A 23,136-nucleotide genomic window follows, 5' to 3' on the forward strand; every position below is an offset into this window, starting at 1 on the left:
GGCGCGGGGAACTGCGCGAACAGCCACGACGAGCCCGCAGTTGACACACTGCACTTCCCGCGGAGCGCTCAGCGCAGGCCGGCGCGCTTCGGCTGGATCAGGTCCCAGCGGTTTCCGTACAGGTCCCGGAAGACCGCGACCGTGCCGTACGGCTCGTGCCGGGGCGCCTCCTCGAACACGACCCCGGCCACTTGCATGCGCGCGTAGTCGCGGTCGAACGCGTCGGTGTTCAGGATCCAGCCCACCCGGCCCCCGGTCTGGTCCCCGACACGGGCCCGCTGCTCGTCGGTCGAGGCCTCGGCCAGGAGCAGCCCGGTCTCCCGCGCTCCCGGCGGGGCGACGACCACCCACCGCTCGGCGTCGTCCATGCGGGTGTCCTCCACGAGGTCGAAGCCGAGCGCATCCCGGTAGAAGGCGATGGCCTCGTCGTAGTCGCGCACGACAACGGTCACCAGACCGAGGTGGTTCATGTGGCGGTCGCCTTCCTGTGGAGCCTCGATGTCGGAGTCGGAGCCGAGTCTCGCACGGGTCACCGACATCCGTCCCCGGCGGGGCGCCGGCGCCGGTACGCGGAGACCGTCACCGCTGCGAGCAACGGCCCCCAGGCGACCAGGGGCAGGTAGAGGAGGCCCGCGACGACACCGCCGGCCGGGGTCATGTCGTCGTGCGGGAGCACCCACCACAGGGCGAACGGAGTCCACAGCACCGTCAGTGCGACAGCGCCCAGTCCGGCCGGTACGACGGCTGCCGGCCAGGGGACCCGGCGGCCGCCCAGCAGCGGGATCCAGTGGGGGAGGACCTCGCCCCAGGGTCTGACCAGGCCGAGCGTGAGCAGGGCGAGCGCCTCGCCGGCCAGGCTCAGGGCGACCACGTAGGCCGCACCCCGGCCGGTGGCCCCCAGCGCCGCGTAGCCGGCGCCGGTGTACCCCGCGTGGTGGCCGGCCGCCGGCAGCAGGCGCCAGATGCCGGAGGGGAGGGTGAGGAGCGGGACGACGTGGGCGGCCCGAACTGCCCAGCGTGCAGGGGACGGCAGGACGGGGAGCGGGTGCGTAGTGGTCACGTCCTGCATCGTTCCGGTGCGGCGCACCCCGCGGCGTCGCTCTCGGGGGCCGGTCCTCGTCGGGCCGTGGAAGGAGGCGCGGGCCGCCGCCTCACCTCCCAGAGGGAGACGCCCCTCGTCCCCGGCGCACGACGGCGGCCCACCCTCCTCCCCCGTGGAAGGCGGACCGCCGTGCATTTCCCCCCGTGCGGAGCCGGGCGGTGCGGGGTGGACCGTACCGCCCGGCTTCCGGGTACGACTGTGATGCGCCACATCCTCACGCGCCAGGCCACCCCGGGGAATTGGGCCATCGTGGGACGTCCCACGGCCCTGCCTGCGGAGACGCCGCAGCCGGTGAGGTCGTGGTGGGACGGCGACGGCGGCGGCGAGGTGGCCGGAAGTCGAGGATGCCATCGGGCACCTGCGGGAACCGGCGTGTGTGCATCGTCATCATGTGCGGCAGGGAGAGGCCCGCCGGTCTCGGGGGACCGCGACGCGTATGGGGTGGAACATGCGGCGTTGGAAAGAACTGCCCGGCTCACTGGACGATCGCGTACGCCAACTCGTCGTGGCGCTCCGCAGACTGAAGGACCGGAGCGGGCTGAGTCTCGCCGCACTGGCGGCCAAGACCTCGTACAGCCGCTCCTCCTGGGAGCGTTACCTCAACGGCAAACAGTTCCCGTCGCGCGACGCGGTCGAGGAACTGGCGCGCGTGTGCGCCGTCGACCCGGCCCGGCTGCTGGTGCTGCACGAACTCGCGGCGGAGGCCTGGTCGGACGGGACACCGGACGGGACAGCGGACGGGACGCCCGGCGCGGCGGCGGAGCCGGGGACGGCCGGCCGCCGTGTGCCCCGGCGGCGTTGGGTGCTTGCCGCAGCCGTGGCCGTACCGGCCGTGGCGCTGGCCGTCGCCCTGCTGCTCAGCCGCCCCTGGCAGGACGACGCGCAGGCCGGGACGCCGCGGACGGGCGCCAGCCCGTCGACGTTCGTCTACATGCCCAAACGGGCCCACCCCTGCAACGTCAAGCGCCAGGACGGCGAGTTGCGCGCCGGGTACAGCGCGACGCGCACCGCACTGATGGAGATCAACAGCACGGGCTGGGAGATCGTCGAGGCGCAGTGCCTGCTGAAGTACCACGGCTACGATCCCGGCACCGCCGACGGCGACTACGGCGAACGCTCCAAGAGCGCCGCCGAGCACTTCCAGAAGGACCACGACCTCGTGGTGGACGGCATCGTGGGGCCGGACACCTGGAAGGAACTGCGCCGATGAGCGGTGACCGCCCGCTTCCGGAGGAGGGTGCGCGACTGGCCGAGGGCCTGCGGGAGTTGCGCAGCCGTACGGGGCTGAGCCTCGCCGCGCTCGCGGAACTCACCCCGTACAGCAAGTCGTCCTGGGAGCGATACCTCAACGGCAAGAAGCTGCCGCCGAGGCACGCGGTCGAGGCCCTGTGCCGGCTGGCGGACGAGCCGGCCGGCCGGCTCCTGGCCCTGTGGGAGCTCGTGGAGCAGGGGTGGAGCGGCCGGGCGGCCGGGCCCGCGGCCCCGGCCGCGAAGGAGCCGGTTCCGGTCCCGGCCGGAAGGGGGCGGCGCCGCTCCCGCAGGACGGCCGCCCTGTCCGGTGCCGCAGCCGTGGTGGCGGCCGTCGCCGTCGTGCAGCTGTTCCTCACGGCCGGAGGGAACGGGACCGGCAGCCGGGCGGCGGGCAAGGTCGGGGTGAGCCCCTCGTACGCGCAGTCCTACGCGCCCGGTTGCACGGGGGCGGAGTGCGACGGGCGGGATCCCAACGAGATGGGCTGCGGGGCGCAGAACTTGGTGGACACGCTCACGTCCCGCCGCGCGGCCGGCGGCCAGCGGCTCGACATCCGGTACTCCGCCCGGTGCGGGGCCGTGTGGGTGCGGGCCGTGAAACTGCGCCTCGGCGACCGGGCGGAGCTGTCCCTGCCGGGCACCGAGGCCAAGCAGGTCACGGCGGCGAGCCAGCGCGACACGGAGGTCTACCTCTCGACGGCGATGACGGCCACGAACGACCCCCGCACGGCACGGGCATGCCTGATGCCTGCCGCGGGAGGCGCACCCGACTGCTTCACAGTGCCCGGTTCCTGACCCCTGGCCGGATTGGCAGGCAGCATGAATCTCCGTGTAATGTGTGCGTGTCGCCGGGGGAGTCCGGCGGACAACAGAACAAGGGGCTATAGCTCAGTTGGTAGAGCGCCTGCATGGCATGCAGGAGGTCAGGAGTTCAATTCTCCTTAGCTCCACACGGAGATCGAGAGGCCGCCGGGAACGGTGGCCTCTCGATCGTTTTCTCATGCCATGGGGTTCATCGTGCCAGGCCGAGAGCGAGCGATGCCGCGGCCAGCGCCAAATAGGCCCCGGGAAACGCCATGTTGTGGAACACCCGGGCGCGGACATGGGCGGCGACGGCGCCGGCGAAGAACAGGACCAGACCGGCCGCGGCGGCAACACCGACGGCCCCGGCCCCCAGCAGCCCCAGCGCGAGACCGGCCGCCCCGGCGGCCTTCGCCGCGCCCAGCAGCGGGAGCGCGGACGACGGAACGCGGACGGCGGCCGCATTGGCGAGAACGAACCCGGCCCCGGCGAAGTCGGCAGCGGCGATTCCCGCAGTGGCCACGATCGTGAGGACGGTGACAACCGTGTAGGCGATGAGCATGGCCACAGCCTCGCCGCACCCCCGTCCGGGCGTCCAATACCGGTGTTCATAACCTGGCGGCATGGACGTCGACACCCGGCTGTTGCGCTACTTCATCGCCGTCGCCGAGGAAGGGACCGTCACCCGCGCCGCGGAGCGCCTGTACGTGTCCCAGCCCGCGCTGACCAAACAGATCCGGCGGCTGGAGACCCTGCTCGGCGTACGGCTCTTCACCCGGTCCCCGAGCGGCATGGTGCTCACCGCACCGGGCCGAGCCCTGGCGGAGCAGGCGCCCGCGCTGCTGGCCGGCTGGGACCGCGCGCTGCGCGGGACCCGCGGCGCCGCCGCGCGGGCGGCCCGTGTGCTGCGGGTCGGATTCCTGGCCAGCGCCGCCAACGAGGCCACCCCGCACATCATCGCCGCCTTCGCCCGGCACCGGCCGGGCTGGCGCGTCGACATGCACCAGGCCGCATGGTCGGACCCGACCGCCGGCCTCGCCGCCGCGGACGTCGACGCCGCCCTGCTGCGGCTCCCCTTCCCCGGCCAGGACGCCCTGCGCGTGGAAGTGCTGTTCACCGAACCCCGCTGGGTCGCGCTCCCCGCAGCGCACCCGCTCGCCGTACGCGAGTGCATCCCCTTCCACGACCTGTGGCACGAGCCCTTCGTGGCGGCCCCGCCCGAAACGGGCGGCTGGCGCGACCACTGGCTCGCCGCCGACGAACGCGACGGCCACCCGGTCCGCATCGGCGCCGTCACCGACCAGCCCGACGCCTGGCTCAGCGCCATCGCCAACGGCTACGGCATCGCTCTCGCCCCCGCATCCGCCGCCCGCTTCCACGCCCGCCCCGGCATCACCTACCGGCCCGTCAGCGGCGTCGGCCCCAGCCGGGTCGCCGTCGCCTGGGCACCCGCCGGCGACACCGACCCCGCCGTCCGGGACTTCGTCCGGTGCTGCCTGGACAACAGGCCGGCGCCCGGCGACGGGATCACCCCCTGACCGACGGGGCACGCGGCCAATGCGATCTTTGCGGGCCGCGTCCCGTTACCGTTCGGAAACGGGAGCCGACGCCGAGGAGCGATGATGCCGGATCCGACCAGTGACCAGCCCGACGAGTCCCGGCTCCGGCGCTGGCGGGAACTGCTGCAGAGCGAGCGCGAAGCGGCCGCGCTCTACGAGCGCCTGGCACAGGCCGAGACCGGTGAACGGCGCGAGGTCCTGCGGGAGCTCGCCGGCGTCGAGCGGCGGCACGCCGCGCACTGGGAGAGCAGGCTGCGGGCCGCCGGAGCGGAGGTGCCCCCGCCCGGCGCCGTGCCGCTGCGCACCCGCCTGCTGGGCCGGATCGCGGACCACTGGTCCGTGGCGGCCGTCCTGCCCCTGGTGGAACGGTCGGAGAAGGCCGACGCCGGCACCTACGACGCCGAACCGGACGCCGCACCCGGCATGGCGGGGGAGGAACGGGGTCACGCCCGTACGCTCTCCCACCTCAGCGAGAGCCGCCCCAGCGCCAGGGAGGGCATCGCCCGCCGCGAGACCTGGCACCGGGGCGACCGCTCGGGCGCGCTGCGGGCCGCCGTCTTCGGCGTCAGCGACGGCCTGGTCTCCAACACCGCCCTGGTCATGGGCTTCGCCGGGTCCGGCTCCTCCCGCACCGCCATCGTGCTGGCCGGCGTGGCGGGGCTGCTGGCCGGTTCCTTCTCGATGGCGGCGGGCGAGTACGTCTCGATGTCCGGGCAACGGGAGATGTACGAGCGGGAGATCGGCCTGGAGAGCCAGGAACTGGAGGAGGACCCCGAGTCCGAGCGCGAGGAACTGGTGCTGCTCTACCGCGCGAAGGGATTGAGCAAGCAGGAGGCGGGGAAGGTCGCGGACACCATCATGGCCGACCGGGACGTCGCCCTGGACACCCTGGCCAGGGAGGAACTCGGCCTCGACCCCGACGCCTTGGGATCGCCCTGGTCGGCCGCCGGGTCGAGCATGCTCACCTTCGCGCTGGGCGCGCTGGTCGTCATCCTCCCGTTCCTCGTCACCGGCGGGGCGGCGGCCCTCGTCGCCGCGGTGTGCCTGTTCCTCGTCGCGCTCGCCGTCGTCGGGGCGGGCATCGGGCTGCTCAACGGCCGCTCGGCCTGGCGCTCGGCGGCCCGGCAGGTCCTCGTCGGCGCACTAGCGGCGGCCGTCACCTTCGTCGTCGGCCGGCTGATCGGCACGTCCGTCTCGTGAACGGGACGACCGCCCGCTACCTGGAGCTGTGCCGCACGGACCGCAGCGGACTGCGGAACGCCGTGGCCGAGGCCGAGTTGCCGGTGTCCCTGCGGGACGCACGGCTGCTGGCCCGGCCGCTGTTCGTCGACGAATCCGCCCTGCAGGCGGCGGCCGACGACCTGTTGTCCCTCTTCGACATCCTGGCCTCGCTGCCCGACCGCCTCTTCGACGGCGACCTCGACGCGTACTGCGCCGCCGTGGGCGGCGCACCGGGCCTCGCCCCCCTGCTGCGGCGCTGGACACCGCAGCAGCCGCGGGCCCGGTTCGGGAGGGCCGACCTCTACCGCGGCGAACACGGCTTCTCCTTGCTGGAGTTCAACATCGCCGGGGGAGTCGGCGGATTCGAGCTCGGCGAACTGCCGCGCACGCTGCTGGCCAATGAGGACTTCGCCCGCTTCGCCGGGGAACACGCGCTGCGCCACGTACGCACCGGGGAACACCTCGCCGCGACGCTGCGGGCCGTGGCACCGCGCCCGTCCCCGGTGGTGGCGCTGGTGTGCGCCCCCGGCGCCCTCGCCCGCTACCGGCAGCCGCTGGCCCCCACCGTCGAGGTGCTGCGGGAGCACGGACTGGACGTGCTCCTCGGCGAGTTGGGCGACGTGCGGGACAACGGGGGAAAACTGTTCGTCGGCGGGATCCGGGTCGACATGGTGCTGCGCTACTTCGCCCCCGACGAGACGGCCGGCTGCGAGGAAGGCGTCGACGCGATCCTGCGCGCCGAGCGGGCGGGCAACGCGACCCTGTGGACCGGAATGGACGGCACCCTCTTCTCCAACAAGGGCGCTCTCGCGCTGCTGTCCGATCCTCGCTGCGACGCCGTCCTGTCCGCGCAGGAGCGCCGGCTGACGGACCGGATCCTGCCGTGGACCAGACTGCTGACCCCCTCGCTGGTCGACCGGTGCGTGGCCGAGCGCGAACACCTCGCCCTCAAACCCTGCTGGGGACGCGCGGGTACGGGAGTCGTCGCCGGGTGGGCCTGCCCGGAACGGGACTGGGCCGATGCCCTGCACCGGCACGCCGGACGCGGGTACGTCGTACAGCGGAGGGTCGTCCCCTCCGTCGAGCCCGTGGTCGACCCCGCAACGGGGGCGACCGAGGACTGGACGCCGGTGTGGGGGCTGTTCGTCACCCCGCACGGGTACGGGGGCAACGCCGTCCGCGCGCAGCCGGCCACGGGCGGCGGCGTCATCGGCTACAGCACCGACACCGCCACCCGGGCCACCGTCGCCTTCGGCCGTGGCTAGGTTCTGCCGGGCTCCGCCGCCGTCGCCCCGTGCAGCAGGCTGGGATGACCTGCCCAATGCGGCGCACGCAGGGCGGTCTTGTCGACCTTGCCGATGGGGGTCAGGGGCAGCGCGTCGACGAACTCGAAGCTCGCGGGGAGGTAGACGGGACGCTCCAGCTCGTCCAGCACGCGCTTGCGCAGCTCCTCCTCGTCGGGAGGGCTGGCCCCGGGGCCGGTGGCGACGACGGCGTGCACGGCCTGGCCGTAGAGCGGGTGGGGGACCGGGATCACAGCGGCGGCCCGCACCGCCGGGTGGGTGGCGAGCGCGTTCTCCACCAGCGGCGAGTAGATGGCGGAGCCCGACTCCCCGGTGATGATCACGTCGTTGCGGCGGTCCAGGAGGTAGAAGTAGCCCTCCTCGTCCCGGTATCCCAGGTCCCCGGTGCGCAGCCAGCCGTCCGGGTGGAACGCGGCGGCGGTGGCCTCCGGCTGGTTGACGTAGCACTCCATGACCCGCGGCCCCCGCGTGCAGACCTCGCCGACCTGCCCCGGCGGCAGGGGCAGGCCCTGCTCGTCCCGGATGCCCGCCTCCATGTCGGGGAACGGGCGCCCGGCCGAGCGCAGCAGCCTGCCGTCGTCCACGGTGTGGTCGGGCGCGTCCAGCGCGGTGATGCCGAACGCCTCGGTCATGCCGTAGAGCTGCCACAGCACCGGGCCGAACCGGTCGAGGGCCTGCCGGGCCCGGTCCGGGGTGATCGGACTGGCCCCGTACATGATCCGGCGCAGGCCCGAGCAGTCCACGCCGGCCAGCGCGGGGTGGTCGAGCAGCCGGTAGAGCGTCGGAGGCATCAGCATCATCGCCGTGATCCGCTCGCTCGCCAGCGCCGCGGTCACGGCCTCCGGCGTGAAGCGGTCCAGCAGCAGGACCGTGCTGCCCCGGGCCAGGCTGGTGAGCGCGTACAGGCCCCCGACGTGGGCGATCTGACTGGTCACCAGCATCCGCACCGGCTCGGACAGGAACGGATGCTCCAGGATCGTCCGGTACAGCCGGTGCCGGTGCAGCACGCACTTGGTGAGTCCGGTGGTGCCTCCGGTGCACAGCACCGTCTCCACCTGCCCGGCCTCCGCCCACTCCGGGTCCGCGGGCGGGCGCGCCTGTCGGACGACGGCCATCAGGTCCTTCGCGGGCCCCTCGGGCCCCAGCGACCACAGCTGCGCCCCGGTGAACGCGGCCGTCACCGCCTCCGCGCACGGCGGCGAGATCCGGTCGTCCACGATCAGCACGTCGGCGGGGACGTTCGCCGCGATGCTGGCGTACTCGGCCGGCCCCCGGTCCGCGGGCATCGGCAGGTACCGGGCCCCGGCCAGATGCGCGGCGAAGGGCACGCACACCGCCTCGGCCCGGTTGCCGCTGGCCAGCGCCACCGTCTTCCCCGGCCCCAGACCGAGCGACCGGAGCACCGTGGCCATGCGCCGCACCGTCTCGCCCAACTCCGCATAGGTCATCCGGTGGCCGCCGTGCACGACGGCCTCCCGGTTCCCGTGACGGGGGAATTCCTCGTCCACCAGCCAGGCGGCATAACTGCGCTCTCTCGCGTCGCCCGTGGCGCCCATGAACCATCCTTTTCGCCGAACCGAATTCACCGTTCATTCACACGTTCCTGCAACCGACAACGTGTCTCATACGGCGCCCGGGAAGACCGTCCGACTTTCGGATTCCCCCGGCATGGTCACTCCGGTGGGCGATCGATCGGGTGGCATCCCGGGGCTCCCGGACCCCGTGGCACCGGCGTTACAGTCGGCGTGGGTGGCTGTCGAGCGTCCCTGGTGACCCCTGGTGACCTTGGAAAAGGGACGGGAAGGACGTGAGCCGTGAACGGACGGTCCAGGAGACCCCGGATAGGACGCCGCGGCCTGCTGAGCGGGGCACTGGCCGGCGGAGTCGCCGTGACGGCCGGGAACGCCCTCTTCGCCCAGGAGGCCCAGGCGCGTACGGGAAGGGCGGACGGCTGCCCGGTGCACCGTCCCAGGCTCCACACCCGGGAGGAATGGAAGGCCGTTCCGCCCACCGACCCCGGCGGCGTGAAAGTGGAACCCTTCGCACCGGCATTGATCGTGGTGCACCACATGGACTATCCGAACTCCACGGACTACTCGCTGGAGCACGCATTCCAGCTGTCCAGGGACTGCCAGTACGACCACATGCACAACAACGGGTGGAACGACACAGGTCAGCAACTGACCATCAGCCGCGGCGGATTCCTCATGGAGGGCAGATACCGGTCCGCCCGGTCGATCCGGCGCGGAGAGCACGTCATCGGCGCGCAGGTGGCCAACTGGAACACCGCGAGCATCGGGATAGAGAACGAGGGCACCTACATCACCGAACTCCCGCCCGCCGCGCAGTGGCGGACGCTCGTCGCCACGTGCGCCTGGCTGTGCGACCGGTACGGCCTCTCCCCGATGACCGCGATCGTCGGGCACCGCGACCTCAACCAGCCCGGCACCCCCCTCGTCACCGAGTGCCCGGGCAACGCCCTCTACAAGAAGCTCCCCGAGCTGCGCGCGAACGTCGCCACGGCCATGGGGCTCCCGGTCGGGGACGGCTCCGCCAACCATGTGACGGAGGACATGCCGTCCGTGCGGGGCACCCGGGAGAAGGATCACGGGCCTGCGACGGGGCCGCTGGACCCCACCCGGTGACGGGAACCATGGCGGTGGGTCCGGGAGCTGAGCGGTGACGAAGCAGTGGGCCATGGAACAGAGGTGACGTCGTGCCCTACTTGGTGTTCGTCGGCTGTCTCGCCGCGGTGATGGGCTTCTTCACCTGGCTCGCGGTCCTGGCCCGACGCCGTGGCGTCGCCGGTTCGGCCGTCCGTGCGGCGCTCGCCTCCTACGAGGAGGGCATGCGGATCACCGCCTACGACGCCCACTACGAGGTGCGGGCGCAAGCCGAACGCCAGGCGCCCGTCGTCTCGCCCGACGCCCCGCCGTGGGGCGGCCGACATGCTGTGGGCCCGGGCCGGGCGGACGGGCCGGCCCGCCGCCGCCCGGCCGTCGGCCGTCTTCGGCGCAGGCTCGGGCGGACGATGCGTCGCTTTCGGCGATGACGGCGGACGATCCCGGGTGCCGCACCGCCCTGTCAGTCCGCCCGCCCCAGTTCCAGCGCCAGCACCCCCGCCACCACCAGCACGATGCCGCCGATCTGCGTCCACGTCAGCCGGTCGCCGAAGCACACCGCGCCGATGACCGACACCAGCGTCACGCCGATCGCCGACCAGATGCCGTACGCCACCCCCAGGGCCAGGCCCCGGTTCAGCACCCGGGAGAGCAGGCAGAACGCGGCGACGTAGCCGACGACCACGACGGCGGACGGGAGGAGTCTGCTGAAGCCGTGCGAGGCGCGCAGCGCCACGGTGGCGGTGACCTCGGCGCCGATCGCGCCCGCGAGCAGCCACCACACCATCAGCGGACCGTGAAGGTCGTGATCACCGCGGCGTGGTCCGACGGCCACACGTTGTCCGCGACGTCCGGGCAGGGACGCGGGGCACCGGTGACGAGGGTGACGGAGTCCTCGACGGCGAGGCCGCTTCCGGCGAACAGCACGTAGTCGATGCGGTCCTGGGGCTCGGGCCGCCCGCTGCCGTCCTCGTGCCGGGGGTGCAGCGGGGACCACGTGGTGCCCGGGTCGCGCACCGGGTCGGGGCGGGCGACGCGGTAGGAGTCGCGCAGCCCGGCCGCCTCGGCGGCCCGGGTGACCGGCCACGGGACGGGGCCGCAACCGCCGTGCAGGGGAGCGGCGTTCTGCGTCCAGTCCAGGTGCGAGGGCGTGTTGAAGTCGCCCATGAGCAGCACGGGCGTGGTGTCGCTCCCGGCGAGGCCGTCGGCCATGGCCCGCAGCACCTCCGTCATCTCGGCCACCCGGCCGGAGGCCTCCTCGCGTTCGAGCAGGACCGGCACCGGCCGGCGGCCGAAGCAGGCGTCGTAGGGGCCGTAGGGCGTGTAGTTGAGGTGCGTGCTCCACACGGTGACGTCCTGCACGGCGTCGGCCCGGTCGTCCAGGCGGACGGTGACGCCGGCGGCGCCGTAGCCGGACGGGGCCGGGTCGCCGAAGCGGGCGGTGACCGGGTAGCGGCTGATGACGCCGAGGTTGTGACCGGCCTGGTGGTGGTCCCAGCCGAGGGCCTCGGCCAGCTCCTTCGCGGAGGCCCCGCCCGTTTCCTGGAGGGCCACGACGTCCACGTCGGCGTCGAGCAGGACCGTGAGCTGCTTCGCGCGGTGGCCGGTGACGGGCGTGCCGCCGAGCCACAGGTTCCAGCTCATCGCCCTGAGCCGGCTCACCAGACGGTCGCCCGCCCCGACCACGGGGATGCGCACGGTGACGCTCGCCCCGCCGCCGGCCGTGACGACGACCTCGTACGCGCCCGCTTCCGCCGGCGTGCCGGTGAGGGTGCCGTCGGCGCCGACCCGCACCCACTCCGGGCCCGCGGCCTTGGCGAACTCCGTGCCGGCGCCGCGGAACAGCCCGGCGACGGTGGCGCGGAACGGCTCGCCGGCCCGGCCGTTGCGGGTGGTGAACGCCGGGACGAGGAACGACCCTCCGGTCACCATGGCCTCCAGCAGCGCGACATCGGCCCGCTCCAGGCTGTCGAGCACGGTGCGCCCGGGAGCCGCGGCTATGGGGGCGAGGGAGGGGACGGCGAGCACCGGGCAGCCGGCGGCCTCGGCCGAGGCCACACCGGTCGGGGTGTCCTCCACGGCGGCGCAGGCGGAGGGCGGCACGCCCAGGGCGCGGGCCGCCGCGAGGTACGGGTCGGGGGCGGGCTTGGTGCGCGGGGTGTCGTCGGCGGTGACGGAGACCGCGAACCGCTCGGGCCCCAGGCTGCGCAGCACGGTGTCCACCACGGTGCGTGGGGAGGCGGAGACCAGGGCGGTGCGGATGCCCTCGGCGTGCAGCGCGTCGAGCAGTTCGAGCGCGCCGGGCCGCGGCACGACGCTGGACTCGACCCGGGCCGCGAACTCCCGGTGCAGGTCGGCACGGAGCGCCGCCGCGGAGGCACCGGTGATGCGCTGCAGATGGGCTGCGGTGTGCTCCACGGGGCGGCCCAGCACGTCGGGCAGGTCGGCGTCCGTGAGCTCGTACTCCAGGGTGGACGCGACGTGTTGGACGGCCTGCCACCACAACTCCTCGGTGTCCACGAGGGTGCCGTCCATGTCGAACAGGACGGCCTGCAGGGGGCGGGCGTCGGCGGGGCGGTGGGACACGGGCTCTCTTCCGTCGGGGGAGGTCGGGGTCATGCGCGGGCGGCGGCGAGCACCGGCCGGTCGGGCAGGGCCACGGCGACCGCTGCGCCCGGGGTGAGCGTGGCGGCGTCGTGCGTGGGTACGTCGGCCTTGACCGTAGTGCCGTCGGGCAGTTGCACGGTCAGCCGGGTGTTGGCGCCGAGGAAGGCGGTGGCGGTGATGCGGGCGTCGCCCTCGGCGTCGGCGCTCACCTGGACCGCCTCGGGGCGGACCAGTACGTCCACCTCGGGGCCGGCGGGCGCCTCGCCGTCCACCGGCAGCCGGCGGCCGAGCACCTCGACGGTGCGGGCGTCGACGGTGCGGGCGGGGATGCGGCTCATCGTGCCCACGAACTCGGCGACGAAGGCGGTGGCCGGGCGCCCGTACAGCTCGGCCGGGGTCGCGCACTGCTCCATGCGGCCGCCGCGCATCACCGCGACCCGGTCCGCCATGGACAGGGCCTCCTCCTGGTCGTGCGTGACGAACACGGTGGTGATGCCCAACTCCTGCTGGACGCGCCGGATCTCCTCGCGCAGCGTGTCGCGGACCTTGGCGTCCAGGGCGGACAGCGGCTCGTCCAGCAGCAGCACCCGCGGGCGCAGGGCGAGGGCGCGGGCCAGGGCGATGCGCTGCTGCTGGCCGCCGGAGAGCTGGTGCGGGAAGCGGGCGCCCTTGTCGGGCAGGCCCACCAGCTCCAGCAGCCCGGCGGCGCGGGAACGCCGCTCCGCGGCGGGCACCTTGCGCATCCGCATCCCGAACGCCACGTTGTCCAGGGCGTTCAGGTGGGGGAAGAGGCTGTAGGACTGGAAGACCATGCCGGCGTCGCGGCGATGGGCCGGGACCGCGGTGATGTCCTGGCCGTCCACCAGGATCTGCCCGGAGTCGGGGTGCTCGAAGCCGGCCAGCATGCGCAGCGCGGTGGTCTTGCCGCAGCCGGACGGGCCGAGCAGGGCCAGGAGTTCACCGGGCCGGGCGGTCAGGTCGAGCCCGTCGAGAGCGATGGTCGAGCCGAACGCGCGGCGCAGGCCGCGGAGTTCGACGGAGGCCGCGGACGTGCCGTCGGCGGGAGTGGTGACGGGCGCGGTGACGGGGGCCGCAAGGGTCTTCGAGGGCATCAGGCGGAACGCTTCCGGTCGGTGGTACGGGAGGAGGTGCGGCGCCCGCCGAGGAACGCCAGCACGAGCAGCAGCACCCAGGTGATCAGCAGGCTGAGGACGGACACGGCCACGGACAGCTGGGCCTGCGAACCGCTGACGTTGACAATCCAGACCGCGAACGGCTGGAATCCCAGGATCCTGGCCACGGTGAACTCGCCGAGCACCAGGGCGAGGGTGAGGAACGAGGCGTTGAGCAGGGCACCGCGCAGATTGGGCAGGACCACGCTCACGACCGCGCGCAGCCACCCGGCACCGCAGCTGCGGGCCGCCTCGACGAGGGTGCGGACGTCGACGGCGCGCAGCCCCGCATCGAGCGCCCGGTGCACGAAGGGCAGCGACATCACCGTGTAGACGATGACGAGCACGACGGGGAAGGAGGGGTTCTGCAGGGCGGCGAAGGTCTGGAAGAACGGGGTGTCGGCCAGGTGCTCCGGGCCCCAGCGCAGCACCGTCCCGACCCCGGCGACCAGGGCGATGGGCGGCACCACGAGCGGCAGCGAGCACACGATCTCCAGCACCGGGCGCAGCCGCGGCGCCCCGAGCCGGACGGCGACGGCCGCCGGCACGGTCAGCAGGAGGACCAGCGCCACCGTCGCGGCGGCCAGCCCGAGCGAGAGCAGCAGGCTGGAGAGGAAGCCGTCGGCGCCGAGGAGCTGCCGGTAGGCGTCGGCGGTCAGGCCCCGGCCGGGGACGTCGACGGTGAAGATGAGCGAGGCCACCAGCGGGAGCAGGAAGTACAGCCCCGCCAGGGCGAGCGTCGTGGTGCCGCGGCGGGGCCGCGGGCCGGTGGCGGGGCGTGCCGTCAGTCGGTCCATCGGGCGCTCCGTCGTTGCAGGGGGAGGTGCACGGCCATCACCAGGGCGGCGACCGCGACCATGTCGAGGCTGAGGGCGAGGGCGACGTTCTCCTGGCCGACCAGGACGTTGCCGGAGATGGCGTCGGCGATCTGCAGGGTGATCAGCGGGATCGAACTGCCCACCATGGCCGCGGCGGTGGCGTAGGCGGCGAAGGCGCTGCCGAAGAGCAGGACGAAGCCGCCGAGCAGGGAGGGCGCGAGCACCGGGAGGGCGACGTGCCGCCAGTACTGGAGCCGGGTGGCGCCGTTGTTCTGGGCGGCCTCCCGCCACTGGACGCGCAGGCCCTCCAGGGCCGGGGTGATGGTGAGCACCATGAGGGGGATGAGGAAGTACAGGTAGGTGAGGGTCAGGCCCCAGAAGCTGTAGAGGCTCCAGCCCGCTTGCTCCAGGCCCAGGTGGCGGGTGAGCACACCCGAGTTGCCCAGGGTGGCGACGAAGGCGAACGCGAGCGGCACCCCGCCGAAGTTGGCGAGCACGCCGGAGCCGGTGAGCACCGCCTCGCGCAGCGTCCGGTTGCCGAAGGCCACCACGGCCTGGGCGAGCAGCAGTCCGAGGACGGTGGCGAGCCCGGCCGAGACGGCGGACAGTTTGACGCTGCCGAGCAGCGCGGTGAGGTAGGAGCCCTGCAGGGAGGCGGTGAGGTTGGCGGTGGAGAAGGACTCGGCCCCGGTGGCCGGGTTCTTGACGGTGAACGCCCCGGTGAGCATGGCCAGGGCCGGGGCCCCGAAGCCCACGGCCGCGAAGACCAGCAGCGGCACTGCGGCGAGCCAGGCGCGGGAGCGCTTGCGCCGTACAGGAGCGGGGACTCGGGCGGGTGCGGGGGATTCGGCCTCTGAGGAGAGGACGGCGGAGGTCATGGAGGTCGTCACCCGGAGACTGCCGTGCCCCAGGTCTGGCCGAGCGTCTGCTTGGCCGTGGCCTGCTGGGCCTCGCTCGGGAACGTCGGGGTGCCGCTGACCGGCGGCAGCTTGGCCGCGGCGGCCTTGTCCAGGGTGCCGTCCTTGGTCATGGCGTCCATCAGCGCGGGGCGGGCGTAACCCTTGAGGTAGAGGTTCTGTCCCTCGGCGCTGTAGAGGTACTCCTGCCACAGCCGGGCCGCGGCCGGGTGCGGGGCGTCCTTGTTGATCGCCTGCGAGTAGTACAGGGAGAACTTGCCGTCCTCGGGGACGGAGACCTGCCAGTCCACGCCCTTGTCCTTGAACTGCTCGGCGTAGCCGGAGTTGAGGTAGTCCCAGTCGACGGTGATCGGCGTCTCGCCCTTCTCGATGGTGGCCGGAGTGGCCTCCACGGGCGTGAAGTTGCCGTTCTGCTTCAGCTCGGCGAAGTAGTCCACGCCCGGCTTGATGTTGTCGAAGGACCCCCCGCCGGCGAGGGCGGCGGCGTAGACGGCCGCGAAGGCGGCTCCGGCCTTGGTGGGGTTGCCGTTGAGGGCGACCTGGCCCCGGTACTCGGGCTTGCGGAGGTCGGCGAAGGTCTTCGGGCACTCCTTCACGCGCTTGGCGTCGCAGCCGATGGAGATGTAGCCGCCGTAGTCGTTGTACCAGCGGGCCTGGGGGTCCTTCTCGGCCTGCGGGATGCCGTCGAAGGAGGCGACCCGGTACGGGGCCAGCAGACCCTGCTGGGCGGCGCTGAGGGCGAACGACTGGCCGAGGTCCACCACGTCCGGGGCCCGGTCCTGGCCCTTGCGGGAGGTGATGGCGCTGATCTCGTCCTGGCTGGAGCCGGTCGGGTTGTCGACGTTCACCTTGATGCCGTACTTGGCGGTGAACCCGTCGAGAATGGCACCGTAGTTGGCCCAGTCGCGCGGCAGGGCGATCGCGTTGAGCGTGCCCTCCTTCTTGGCCGCCGCCACGAGGGCGTCCATCCCGCCGAGGTCCTTGGCCGAGGCGGCGGTCGCCGCGCTCTTGCCGTCGGCCGACTGTCCGGAGGGTGCCGCACCGCATGCGCTCAGCACGAGCGCGGCGGTGGACAGGCCGCAGGTGACGGCGACCGCCTTGGGGAACGCCTTGGCGGCCGCTCTGTTCCGGATCGTGATCACAGTGTCTCCTCGAAGAACCTTGAGAACTTGTCTGAAAACTTGTCTGGACAAGTTGGCCTCAGTAGGCACGGCGTCCGTGACCGGAAAGTGAACGGGAGACCAACCCTGTCACCCCGGAAGGCGGCTATCAGCACCACGCTGACCAGGGATGTGGCACGGAACCGACTGATCGGAAATCCGGACGGCCGGTTTGCACCGGACCCGGCTAGGCTGAGCCGCACCACAGGAAGCTGCGCACACGCGCAGCGCCGATGAACGGAGGGGAACCGTGAGGGCACGGTACGAGGAGATCGCCGACGGGCTCCGGCGCGCCATCGACGCCGAGGAGTACCCCGTCGGGGCGCGCCTGCCCTCGGAATCCGAGCTCGCAGCCCGCTACGGGGTCTCGCGCGGCACCGTCCGGCAGGCGGTCGCCACCCTCACCTCCGAGGGCATGATCGGCTCCCGGCAGGGGGCCCGCCGCGTCGTCCTGGCCGGCCGGCGCAGCCAGAGCTTCACCGAACTGCGCAGCTTCGCCCAGTGGGCACGCTCCATGGGCCACACCGCGACCGGCCTCGTGCTCTCCAGCACGCGCCGGCCCGCCACCGCGGAGGACGCCGACCGCCTGCATCTCGCGGAGGGCGCCGGCGTCCTGCACGTCCTGCGCGTCCGCAGCCTCGACGGCGAACGCGTCCTCCTCGAACGCACCGTCTACGCCGACTGGATCGCCCCGGACGTCGAACGCCTCGACCCCGGCTGCGAGTCCGTCACCCAGCGGCTCTACGAGACCACCGGCCTCGTCTTCAGCTACGGGGAGCACCTCATCGACGCCGTGGCCGCCGGCACCGCCGACGCCGCACACCTCGGTGTCCGCCGCGGCAGCCCCCTGCTGCGCGTCCGGCGCGTCACCACCACCAACACCGGCCGCCCCGTCGAATGGTCCGACGACCGCTACCGCTCCGACACCGTCAACTTCAGCGTGCACAACTCCATCGGCGCCAACCCCCTGGCCCGGCAGGCCGGACCCGGCATCGCCGAGCCCGCCTGAACCGACACGTGCCCGACACCCGCCGTTTCCCTCCGCGCCAACACCCGGTACCTGCCCGGCGCATGGTGGTGCCGATCAGCACCACCGAAGGGAACCACCCGGCCATGCCCGACCACTCCAGCAGCCCCGCACCCCGCGTCCTCGTCGTCGGGATCGACGGGGTCCGCCACGACCTCCTCCGGGAACTGCCCACCCCGCACCTGGACTCGGTCGCGCAGGCCGGCTTCCTGACCCCCGTCGAGGTCGACCCCGGCACGCCCACCATGTCCGGACCCTGCTGGGCCACCATCGCCACCGGCGTCGGCCCGGCCAAACACGGCATCTGGGCCAACAACTTCACCGGCCACCGCCTGGAGGCCTTCCCCGACTTCGCCACCCGGCTGGCCCGCGCCGACGGGCGCCGCACCTTCGTGGCGGGCGGCTGGGCGCCCCTGATGATCCAGCAGGACGGCGGTGCGCTGTTCCGGGCCCCCGGCCGGCTGTCCTTCGTCGCGCCCGCCGACCACACCCCCAAGGCCTGGGACGACTGCGACGAACAGGTCACCGCCGAGGCCGAGCACGTCCTCGCGACCACCGACCCGGAGGCGTCCTTCGTCTACCTCGGTGCCGTCGACGAGACCGGCCACTCGCTGGGCTGCGGCGACGAGTACCGCGACGCGGTGGTGCGCGCCGACGAACGCCTCGGCCGGCTCCTCGCCGCGGTCCGCAACCGCCCCTCGTACGCCGCCGAGGCGTGGACCGTCATCGTCGTCACCGACCACGGACACGTGGACGCCGGCGGCCACGGCGGCGACACCCCCGAGGAGCGCACCGCCTGGCTCGCCTGCACCGGCCCGCAGTTCACCCCGGGCCGGCCCGTCGGCACCGTCCGCCACGCCGACGTCGCGGCCCAGGTCTACGCCTCGCTCGGCTGCGCCATCGACCCGCACTGGACCCTGGACGGCAAGCCGTTCGGCAGCTGACCGCCCAGGCCCCTCAGGCCCCGTGGTGGGCGAGGGCCGCGTGCGGATCGGCGCCCGTAGGCGTGTGATCCGTGTGCACGGTCGCGGCCGTCAGCCGGGGGAGGGCGTGGATCAGGGCGTGCTCCGCGGCGACGGCGAGGCCGTGCGCGCGCACCACCGTCAGGCCGGGGTCGACGACGATGTCGGCCTCGGCCCGCAGCGTGTGGCCGATCCAGCGCATCCGGACCTGGCCGACGCCGCGTACACCGTCCACGGCCCGCAGCGCCGCCTCGGCCGTGTCGACGAGCGCGGGGTCCACGGAATCCATCAGACGCCGGCAGACCTCGCGGGCGGCGTCCCGCAGCACCATGAGGATCGCGGCCGTGACGAACAGGCCGACGAGCGGGTCCGCGAAGCGCCAGCCGAGGGCGGCGCCGCCCGCACCGAGGAGGACGGCGAGGGAGGTGAAGCCGTCGGTACGGGCGTGCAGACCGTCGGCGACCAGAGCGGCGGAGCCGATCCGCCGGCCGGTGCGGATCCTGTACCGGGCCACCCACTCGTTGCCGACGAACCCCGCGCATGCGGCCACGGCCACCGCCCCCAGGTGCGTGACGTCACGCGGATGCAGCAGACGGTCGACCGCCTCGTAGGCGGCGAAGCCGGAGGAGGCGGCGATGGTCAGCACGACGGCGACGCCGGCGAGGTCCTCGGCACGCCCGTAGCCGTACGTGAAGCGCCGGTTGGCCGCCCTGCGCCCCAGCACGAAGGCGACGCCCAGCGGGACGGCGGTCAGGGCGTCCGCCGCATTGTGCACGGTGTCCCCGAGGAGGGCGACGGACCCGGACAGGGCCACGACGACCGCCTGGACGACGGCCGTCAGCCCGAGCACGGCGAGGGAGATCCAGAGCGTGCGCATGCCCTCGCGGGAGGTCTCCATCGCGGCGTCGACCTTGTCCATGGCCTCGTGCCGGTGCGGGGTGAGGAGATGAGCGAGCCGGTGACGTATCGCGTGGACGCGGTTGCCTGCCATGGGGCCACCGTGGCACACGGATTCGATTGCGGCTACAACCGTCGTACGGCGGCTGACCAGCTGCAACACGGTTGCAGAAGCGGTCGGGTGGTGATCGCTTGCGCGACGCGCACCGCGTCCGGGCGGGTGCATGGTCCGGGTCGCCGCACCCCTCCCGGACCCCGGCCTGCGTAGGATCGCCGCTGCGGGCGGATCCGGCACGGCAGCGAGCCCGCCGGGAGGACGGACGTGAGCGGCGGAACAGGCCCGGAGGAACCGGACTTCCCCGCGCTCACCGCTGCGCGGCTGGACAGCCTCGACCGCCTCGACGCCGCCGTCACCACCTGCCGGGCCTGCCCCCGGCTGGTGGCCTGGCGCGAAGAGGTCGCGCGGGTCAGGCGCCGGGCGTACCAGGACTGGGAGTACTGGGCCAGACCGGTGCCCGGCTTCGGCCCGACGGACGCGCCACTCGCCATCGTCGGACTGGCCCCCGCCGCCCACGGCGGCAACCGCACCGGCCGGATGTTCACCGGCGACCCCTCCGGCGACGTCCTCTACGCCGCCCTGCACGCCGTCGGACTCGCGTCCCGGCCCACGGCCTCGCACCGCGGGGACGGGCTGGAACTGCACGGCGTCCGCATCACGGCCCCGGTGCACTGCGCACCGCCCGCCAACCGCCCCACCCCGGCCGAGCGGGACACCTGCCGCCCCTGGCTCGCCCGCGAACTGGCCCTGCTGCAGCCCTCCTTGCAGGCGATCGTGGTGCTCGGCGGCTTCGCCTGGCAGGCCCTGCTCCCCGTGCTCCGCGACGCCGGCCGGCAACTTCCCCGCCCACGCCCGGCGTTCGGGCACGGCACCCGAGTGACCCTGCGGCATACCGAATCCGGCCGGGAACTGCACCTGCTGGGCTGCTACCACCCCAGCCGGCGCAACATCTTCACCGGCAGACTCACCCCCGCCATGCTGCGCGACGTCCTGGCCCGGGGCGCGGAGCTGGCGGGGGCACCGACGAGGGGCGACGCAGGGCAGTGAACCGGCACCGCAGAAATACGGATGCACGGCTCACGAGCCTTCGGTTACGGTAGCCGCATGTCTACGCCCCGAATTTCCTAGCCGAGGACCCGCTTCCACGCCAGAAGTGTGTCCTTTTGCTTTTTCGGAGCGTCATTTCATGATTACCGTTCGCGATGTCGAGCTGCGCGCGGGCGCGCGCCTGCTGCTGTCCGGCCTCTCCTTCACCGTCTCTCCCGGCGACCGCATCGGCCTGGTCGGCCGCAACGGAGCCGGAAAGACCACCCTCATGACGGCCCTCGCGGGCCGCTCGAAGCCCGCCGCCGGGAGCGTCACGCACACCGGCCCCGTCGGCTTCCTCGCCCAGGACTCCCGCGCCGCCGACCCGGCCGTGACCGTCACCGACCGGATCCTCTCCGCCCGCGGCCTGGACCGGGCCCTGCACCGGCTGCGCGCCGCCGAGGCCGCCATGGCGGAGGCCGGCGGACCCGCCGCACTGGAGCGGGCGATGAACGCCTACGCCCGCGCCGAAGCCGCCTTCCAGGCCGGCGGCGGATACGCCGCCGAGGCCGAGGCCGCCCGGGTCGCGGCCGGGCTCGGCCTGCCCGACCGCGTGCTGACCGAGCCCGTCGGAGCCCTGTCCGGCGGCCAGCGCCGCCGCGTCGAGCTCGCACGCATCCTGTTCGCCGGACACGACGGCACCCTGCTGCTCGACGAGCCCACCAACCACCTCGACGCCGACTCCGTCGCCTGGCTGCGCACCTTCCTCCAGGGCCACCAGGGCGGCCTCGTCGTCATCAGCCACGACACCGGCCTCCTCGCGGACGCGGTCAACCGCGTCTTCCACGTCGACGCCACCCGCGCGACGATCGACATCCACAACACCGGCTGGCACACCTACCTCGCCCAGCGCGAGACCGACGAACGGCGCCGCGCCCGGGAACGGGCCAACGCCGAGCGCAAGGCCGCCTCCCTGCACGCCCAGGCGGACAAGATGAAGGCCCGCTCGGCCACCGCCGTGATGGCCAAGAGCATGGCGCGCCGCGCCGACCGCATGCTCGCCGGCCTCGAACCGGCCCGGCGCACGGAGAAGGTCGCGAAGATCCGCCTGCCGGAACCGGCGCCGTGCGGCCGCATGCCGCTCGGCGCGGTCAGCCTCGCCAAGTCCTACGGCGGCCGCCGGGTCCTCGGCGGTGTGGACCTGGCCGTGGACCGGGGCAGCCGCCTGGTGATCCTCGGCCTCAACGGCGCCGGAAAGACCACCCTGTTGCGCCTCCTGGCCGGCCAGGAGACCCCCGACAGCGGCCGCGTGGTGCACGGACACGGACTGCGTCTGGGCTACTTCGCCCAGGAACACGACACCCTCCGCACCGGACGGACCGTGCGCGAGAACCTCGCCGACGCCGCGCCGCACCTCACGGACGGCGAAGTGCGGCGCGTGCTGGGCTCGTTCCTCTTCGCCGGGGACGACGCCGACAAGCCCGCCGGCGTCCTGTCCGGCGGGGAGAAGACCCGCCTCGCCCTCGCCGCCCTCGTCCACTCCGGAGCGAACGTCCTGCTGCTGGACGAACCCACCAACAACCTCGACCCCGCCTCCCGCAACGAGGTCCTGGCCGCCGTCGGTTCGTACCCGGGCGCGATCGTGATGGTCACCCACGACGAGGGCGCCATCGACGCCCTGCGCCCCGACCGCGTCCTGCTCCTGCCGGACGCGGACGAGGATCTGTGGAGCGAGGACTACCGGGAGCTGGTCTCGCTCGCCTGACCGTCCGGCAGGCCCCGGACGAACCCGGCGACCAGCGCCGCCACGGTGTCCGGGGCCTCCAGGACCATGGGGTGGCCGGCGTCGATCCGGGCGACGGTGACCGTCGCCCGGTTGCGCGAGAGCTCGGCCAGCTCCGCCGCGAGCCCGCGGGCGAACCGGGCGGAGAGCTCGTCGAACCACGCCATCGACGGCCTCGGCGGTTCCGGCCGGCCCGCCTGCACCAGCAGGAGCGGGCACGTCACCCCGTCCAGCCAGGCGGTGACACCGAGCGCGCCGAGCCGGTCGAGCTCGTCGTACATCTCCAGCGCCGCCGCCCGCTCCGGCAGCGTCTGCCACCGGCCGTCGGGCAGCTGACGTACGGCCGCACGGGCGGCAGCCTCGGCGCGGCCGGACGGAATCCCGTACCGGGCGGCGTGGGCGACCTGCGCCTCGATGTACTCGGGAGGCGCGACGGCCCCGGCCGCCGAGCGGAGCAGGTCGCCCACCCGCTCGGCGCCGGGATACTCGCCGGGCCGTCCCCACCAGAAGCAGTCCAGGTTCACGGCCGCACGGACACGGTCCGCGTACGCCCGCGCGTACTCGACCGCGACCATCCCGCCGAGGGAATGCCCCACCACCACGGCCTCCGGCACGCCATGCGCGTCGAGCGCGTCCGCGATGCGCCGTACCGCGGTGGGAATCGTCCACGGCGAAATGCCGGGGGAGCGGCCGTGTCCGGGAAGGTCGACGGCGAGGACGCGGTGCCCGGCGGTGAGCACGGCGGCCGAGGCGTCCCAGTCGACGAGCGACCGTCCCGCACCGTGCAGCAGAACAAGAGGCGTGCCGTCGCCCCCATGGTCACGAACGTGCAGCAGCGTCATGATCCCCACGG

Annotated in this window: 23 protein-coding genes and 1 tRNA gene; 12 read left to right on the forward strand and 12 right to left on the reverse strand. The window is 73.6% G+C overall.

Going from position 1 to position 23,136, the window contains the following annotated elements:
- Positions 1-68: 68 nt before the first annotated feature.
- Both ACLHRZ_RS41245 and ACLHRZ_RS41250 read right to left on the reverse strand, forming a co-directional pair.
- Positions 69-470, reverse strand: a complete 402-nt coding sequence (locus ACLHRZ_RS41245) for a VOC family protein (RefSeq protein WP_490423836.1) — start codon at positions 468-470, stop codon at positions 69-71.
- Between the two features lie 59 nt (positions 471-529).
- Complete coding sequence (locus tag ACLHRZ_RS41250) at positions 530-1,069, reverse strand: hypothetical protein (RefSeq protein ID WP_490423764.1); 540 nt, start codon at positions 1,067-1,069, stop codon at positions 530-532.
- 481 nt (positions 1,070-1,550) lie between these two features.
- Here ACLHRZ_RS41250 and ACLHRZ_RS41255 point away from each other — a divergent pair, with 481 nt between their 5' ends.
- The 3 genes from ACLHRZ_RS41255 to ACLHRZ_RS41265 all read left to right on the forward strand — a co-directional run bounded on the left by ACLHRZ_RS41255 (position 1,551) and on the right by ACLHRZ_RS41265 (position 3,300).
- Positions 1,551-2,312, forward strand: a complete 762-nt coding sequence (locus tag ACLHRZ_RS41255) for a helix-turn-helix domain-containing protein (RefSeq protein ID WP_490423765.1) — start codon at positions 1,551-1,553, stop codon at positions 2,310-2,312.
- On the forward strand, positions 2,309-3,145 hold the full coding sequence (locus ACLHRZ_RS41260; protein ID WP_490423766.1) for a helix-turn-helix domain-containing protein: 837 nt from the start codon (positions 2,309-2,311) through the stop codon (positions 3,143-3,145). Before ACLHRZ_RS41255 ends, ACLHRZ_RS41260 begins: the two co-directional genes overlap by 4 nt.
- Before the next feature lie 82 nt (positions 3,146-3,227).
- Positions 3,228-3,300: transfer RNA gene (locus ACLHRZ_RS41265), tRNA-Ala, on the forward strand.
- Positions 3,301-3,362: 62 nt separating this feature from the next.
- On the opposite strand, the gene ACLHRZ_RS41270 is transcribed toward ACLHRZ_RS41265, so the two are convergent.
- On the reverse strand, positions 3,363-3,713 hold the full coding sequence (locus ACLHRZ_RS41270; protein ID WP_490423767.1) for a DoxX family protein: 351 nt from the start codon (positions 3,711-3,713) through the stop codon (positions 3,363-3,365).
- A gap of 61 nt (positions 3,714-3,774) precedes the next feature.
- Between ACLHRZ_RS41270 and ACLHRZ_RS41275 the strand changes: the two genes are divergently transcribed.
- The 3 genes from ACLHRZ_RS41275 to ACLHRZ_RS41285 all read left to right on the forward strand — a co-directional run bounded on the left by ACLHRZ_RS41275 (position 3,775) and on the right by ACLHRZ_RS41285 (position 7,196).
- Positions 3,775-4,689, forward strand: a complete 915-nt coding sequence (locus ACLHRZ_RS41275; protein ID WP_490423768.1) for a LysR family transcriptional regulator — start codon at positions 3,775-3,777, stop codon at positions 4,687-4,689.
- Positions 4,690-4,773: 84 nt separating this feature from the next.
- Positions 4,774-5,910, forward strand: a complete 1,137-nt coding sequence (locus tag ACLHRZ_RS41280) for a VIT1/CCC1 transporter family protein (protein WP_490423769.1) — start codon at positions 4,774-4,776, stop codon at positions 5,908-5,910.
- On the forward strand, positions 5,907-7,196 hold the full coding sequence (locus ACLHRZ_RS41285; protein ID WP_490423770.1) for a hypothetical protein: 1,290 nt from the start codon (positions 5,907-5,909) through the stop codon (positions 7,194-7,196). The genes ACLHRZ_RS41280 and ACLHRZ_RS41285 overlap by 4 nt, the downstream gene beginning before the upstream one ends.
- Here ACLHRZ_RS41285 and ACLHRZ_RS41290 read toward each other — a convergent pair.
- Positions 7,193-8,791, reverse strand: coding sequence for an AMP-binding protein (locus ACLHRZ_RS41290; RefSeq protein ID WP_490423771.1), 1,599 nt, complete (start codon positions 8,789-8,791; stop codon positions 7,193-7,195). The two genes, ACLHRZ_RS41285 and ACLHRZ_RS41290, sit on opposite strands and share 4 nt — an antisense overlap.
- A gap of 258 nt (positions 8,792-9,049) precedes the next feature.
- Between ACLHRZ_RS41290 and ACLHRZ_RS41295 the strand changes: the two genes are divergently transcribed.
- Both ACLHRZ_RS41295 and ACLHRZ_RS41300 read left to right on the forward strand, forming a co-directional pair.
- On the forward strand, positions 9,050-9,880 hold the full coding sequence (locus tag ACLHRZ_RS41295; RefSeq protein WP_490423772.1) for a peptidoglycan recognition protein family protein: 831 nt from the start codon (positions 9,050-9,052) through the stop codon (positions 9,878-9,880).
- A gap of 71 nt (positions 9,881-9,951) precedes the next feature.
- Positions 9,952-10,287 carry a hypothetical protein gene (locus ACLHRZ_RS41300; protein WP_490423773.1) on the forward strand — a complete coding sequence of 112 codons (336 nt, stop codon included), beginning with the start codon at positions 9,952-9,954 and terminating at the stop codon, positions 10,285-10,287.
- Positions 10,288-10,319: 32 nt separating this feature from the next.
- On the opposite strand, the gene ACLHRZ_RS41305 is transcribed toward ACLHRZ_RS41300, so the two are convergent.
- The 6 genes from ACLHRZ_RS41305 to ACLHRZ_RS41330 are packed head-to-tail and all read right to left on the reverse strand — an operon-like array spanning position 10,320 to position 16,446.
- The gene (locus ACLHRZ_RS41305) at positions 10,320-10,643 is read right to left on the reverse strand and encodes a DMT family transporter (protein ID WP_490423774.1); all 324 of its coding nucleotides are present in this window, start codon (positions 10,641-10,643) and stop codon (positions 10,320-10,322) included.
- The gene (locus ACLHRZ_RS41310) at positions 10,643-12,442 is read right to left on the reverse strand and encodes an HAD-IA family hydrolase (RefSeq protein WP_490423775.1); all 1,800 of its coding nucleotides are present in this window, start codon (positions 12,440-12,442) and stop codon (positions 10,643-10,645) included. Before ACLHRZ_RS41310 ends, ACLHRZ_RS41305 begins: the two co-directional genes overlap by 1 nt.
- A 29-nt stretch (positions 12,443-12,471) precedes the next feature.
- Positions 12,472-13,575, reverse strand: coding sequence for an ABC transporter ATP-binding protein (locus ACLHRZ_RS41315; protein ID WP_490423776.1), 1,104 nt, complete (start codon positions 13,573-13,575; stop codon positions 12,472-12,474).
- Entirely contained in the window at positions 13,575-14,432 is an 858-nt protein-coding gene (locus ACLHRZ_RS41320; RefSeq protein ID WP_490423777.1) for an ABC transporter permease, read from the reverse strand. Before ACLHRZ_RS41320 ends, ACLHRZ_RS41315 begins: the two co-directional genes overlap by 1 nt.
- Positions 14,420-15,331: an ABC transporter permease gene (locus ACLHRZ_RS41325; RefSeq protein ID WP_490423778.1), complete on the reverse strand. Its 912-nt coding sequence runs from the start codon at positions 15,329-15,331 to the stop codon at positions 14,420-14,422. Before ACLHRZ_RS41325 ends, ACLHRZ_RS41320 begins: the two co-directional genes overlap by 13 nt.
- Before the next feature lie 8 nt (positions 15,332-15,339).
- Positions 15,340-16,446, reverse strand: coding sequence for an ABC transporter substrate-binding protein (locus ACLHRZ_RS41330; RefSeq protein WP_490423837.1), 1,107 nt, complete (start codon positions 16,444-16,446; stop codon positions 15,340-15,342).
- Positions 16,447-16,780: 334 nt separating this feature from the next.
- Here ACLHRZ_RS41330 and ACLHRZ_RS41335 point away from each other — a divergent pair, with 334 nt between their 5' ends.
- Positions 16,781-17,539: a GntR family transcriptional regulator gene (locus ACLHRZ_RS41335; protein WP_490423779.1), complete on the forward strand. Its 759-nt coding sequence runs from the start codon at positions 16,781-16,783 to the stop codon at positions 17,537-17,539.
- Positions 17,540-17,601: 62 nt separating this feature from the next.
- Positions 17,602-18,501, forward strand: coding sequence for an alkaline phosphatase family protein (locus tag ACLHRZ_RS41340; protein ID WP_490423780.1), 900 nt, complete (start codon positions 17,602-17,604; stop codon positions 18,499-18,501).
- A gap of 13 nt (positions 18,502-18,514) precedes the next feature.
- Here ACLHRZ_RS41340 and ACLHRZ_RS41345 read toward each other — a convergent pair whose 3' ends face one another.
- Positions 18,515-19,510, reverse strand: coding sequence for a cation diffusion facilitator family transporter (locus ACLHRZ_RS41345; protein ID WP_490423781.1), 996 nt, complete (start codon positions 19,508-19,510; stop codon positions 18,515-18,517).
- A gap of 228 nt (positions 19,511-19,738) precedes the next feature.
- Here ACLHRZ_RS41345 and ACLHRZ_RS41350 point away from each other — a divergent pair, with 228 nt between their 5' ends.
- Both ACLHRZ_RS41350 and ACLHRZ_RS41355 read left to right on the forward strand, forming a co-directional pair.
- Positions 19,739-20,521, forward strand: coding sequence for a uracil-DNA glycosylase (locus tag ACLHRZ_RS41350; RefSeq protein WP_490423782.1), 783 nt, complete (start codon positions 19,739-19,741; stop codon positions 20,519-20,521).
- 139 nt (positions 20,522-20,660) lie between these two features.
- On the forward strand, positions 20,661-22,265 hold the full coding sequence (locus ACLHRZ_RS41355; protein ID WP_490423783.1) for an ABC-F family ATP-binding cassette domain-containing protein: 1,605 nt from the start codon (positions 20,661-20,663) through the stop codon (positions 22,263-22,265).
- On the opposite strand, the gene ACLHRZ_RS41360 is transcribed toward ACLHRZ_RS41355, so the two are convergent.
- Positions 22,238-23,125, reverse strand: a complete 888-nt coding sequence (locus tag ACLHRZ_RS41360; RefSeq protein ID WP_490423784.1) for an alpha/beta fold hydrolase — start codon at positions 23,123-23,125, stop codon at positions 22,238-22,240. The two genes, ACLHRZ_RS41355 and ACLHRZ_RS41360, sit on opposite strands and share 28 nt — an antisense overlap.
- Positions 23,126-23,136: the final 11 nt, after the last annotated feature.

It is taken from the genome of Streptomyces sp. AM25, assembly GCF_058146165.1.

Excerpts from the sequence above, each read along its gene's own strand:
- ACLHRZ_RS41245 (WP_490423836.1), bottom strand. The coding sequence starts at position 470 with ATGAACCACCTCGGTCTGGTGACCGTTGTCGTGCGCGACTACGACGAG.
- ACLHRZ_RS41250 (WP_490423764.1), bottom strand. The coding sequence starts at position 1,069 with ATGCAGGACGTGACCACTACGCACCCGCTCCCCGTCCTGCCGTCCCCT.
- ACLHRZ_RS41255 (WP_490423765.1), top strand. The coding sequence starts at position 1,551 with ATGCGGCGTTGGAAAGAACTGCCCGGCTCACTGGACGATCGCGTACGC.
- ACLHRZ_RS41260 (WP_490423766.1), top strand. The coding sequence starts at position 2,309 with ATGAGCGGTGACCGCCCGCTTCCGGAGGAGGGTGCGCGACTGGCCGAG.
- ACLHRZ_RS41270 (WP_490423767.1), bottom strand. The coding sequence starts at position 3,713 with ATGCTCATCGCCTACACGGTTGTCACCGTCCTCACGATCGTGGCCACT.
- ACLHRZ_RS41275 (WP_490423768.1), top strand. The coding sequence starts at position 3,775 with ATGGACGTCGACACCCGGCTGTTGCGCTACTTCATCGCCGTCGCCGAG.
- ACLHRZ_RS41280 (WP_490423769.1), top strand. The coding sequence starts at position 4,774 with ATGCCGGATCCGACCAGTGACCAGCCCGACGAGTCCCGGCTCCGGCGC.
- ACLHRZ_RS41290 (WP_490423771.1), bottom strand. The coding sequence starts at position 8,791 with ATGGGCGCCACGGGCGACGCGAGAGAGCGCAGTTATGCCGCCTGGCTG.
- ACLHRZ_RS41305 (WP_490423774.1), bottom strand. The coding sequence starts at position 10,643 with ATGGTGTGGTGGCTGCTCGCGGGCGCGATCGGCGCCGAGGTCACCGCC.
- ACLHRZ_RS41315 (WP_490423776.1), bottom strand. The coding sequence starts at position 13,575 with ATGCCCTCGAAGACCCTTGCGGCCCCCGTCACCGCGCCCGTCACCACT.
- ACLHRZ_RS41320 (WP_490423777.1), bottom strand. The coding sequence starts at position 14,432 with ATGGACCGACTGACGGCACGCCCCGCCACCGGCCCGCGGCCCCGCCGC.
- ACLHRZ_RS41325 (WP_490423778.1), bottom strand. The coding sequence starts at position 15,331 with ATGACCTCCGCCGTCCTCTCCTCAGAGGCCGAATCCCCCGCACCCGCC.
- ACLHRZ_RS41340 (WP_490423780.1), top strand. The coding sequence starts at position 17,602 with ATGGTGGTGCCGATCAGCACCACCGAAGGGAACCACCCGGCCATGCCC.
- ACLHRZ_RS41345 (WP_490423781.1), bottom strand. The coding sequence starts at position 19,510 with ATGGCAGGCAACCGCGTCCACGCGATACGTCACCGGCTCGCTCATCTC.
- ACLHRZ_RS41355 (WP_490423783.1), top strand. The coding sequence starts at position 20,661 with ATGATTACCGTTCGCGATGTCGAGCTGCGCGCGGGCGCGCGCCTGCTG.
- ACLHRZ_RS41360 (WP_490423784.1), bottom strand. The coding sequence starts at position 23,125 with ATGACGCTGCTGCACGTTCGTGACCATGGGGGCGACGGCACGCCTCTT.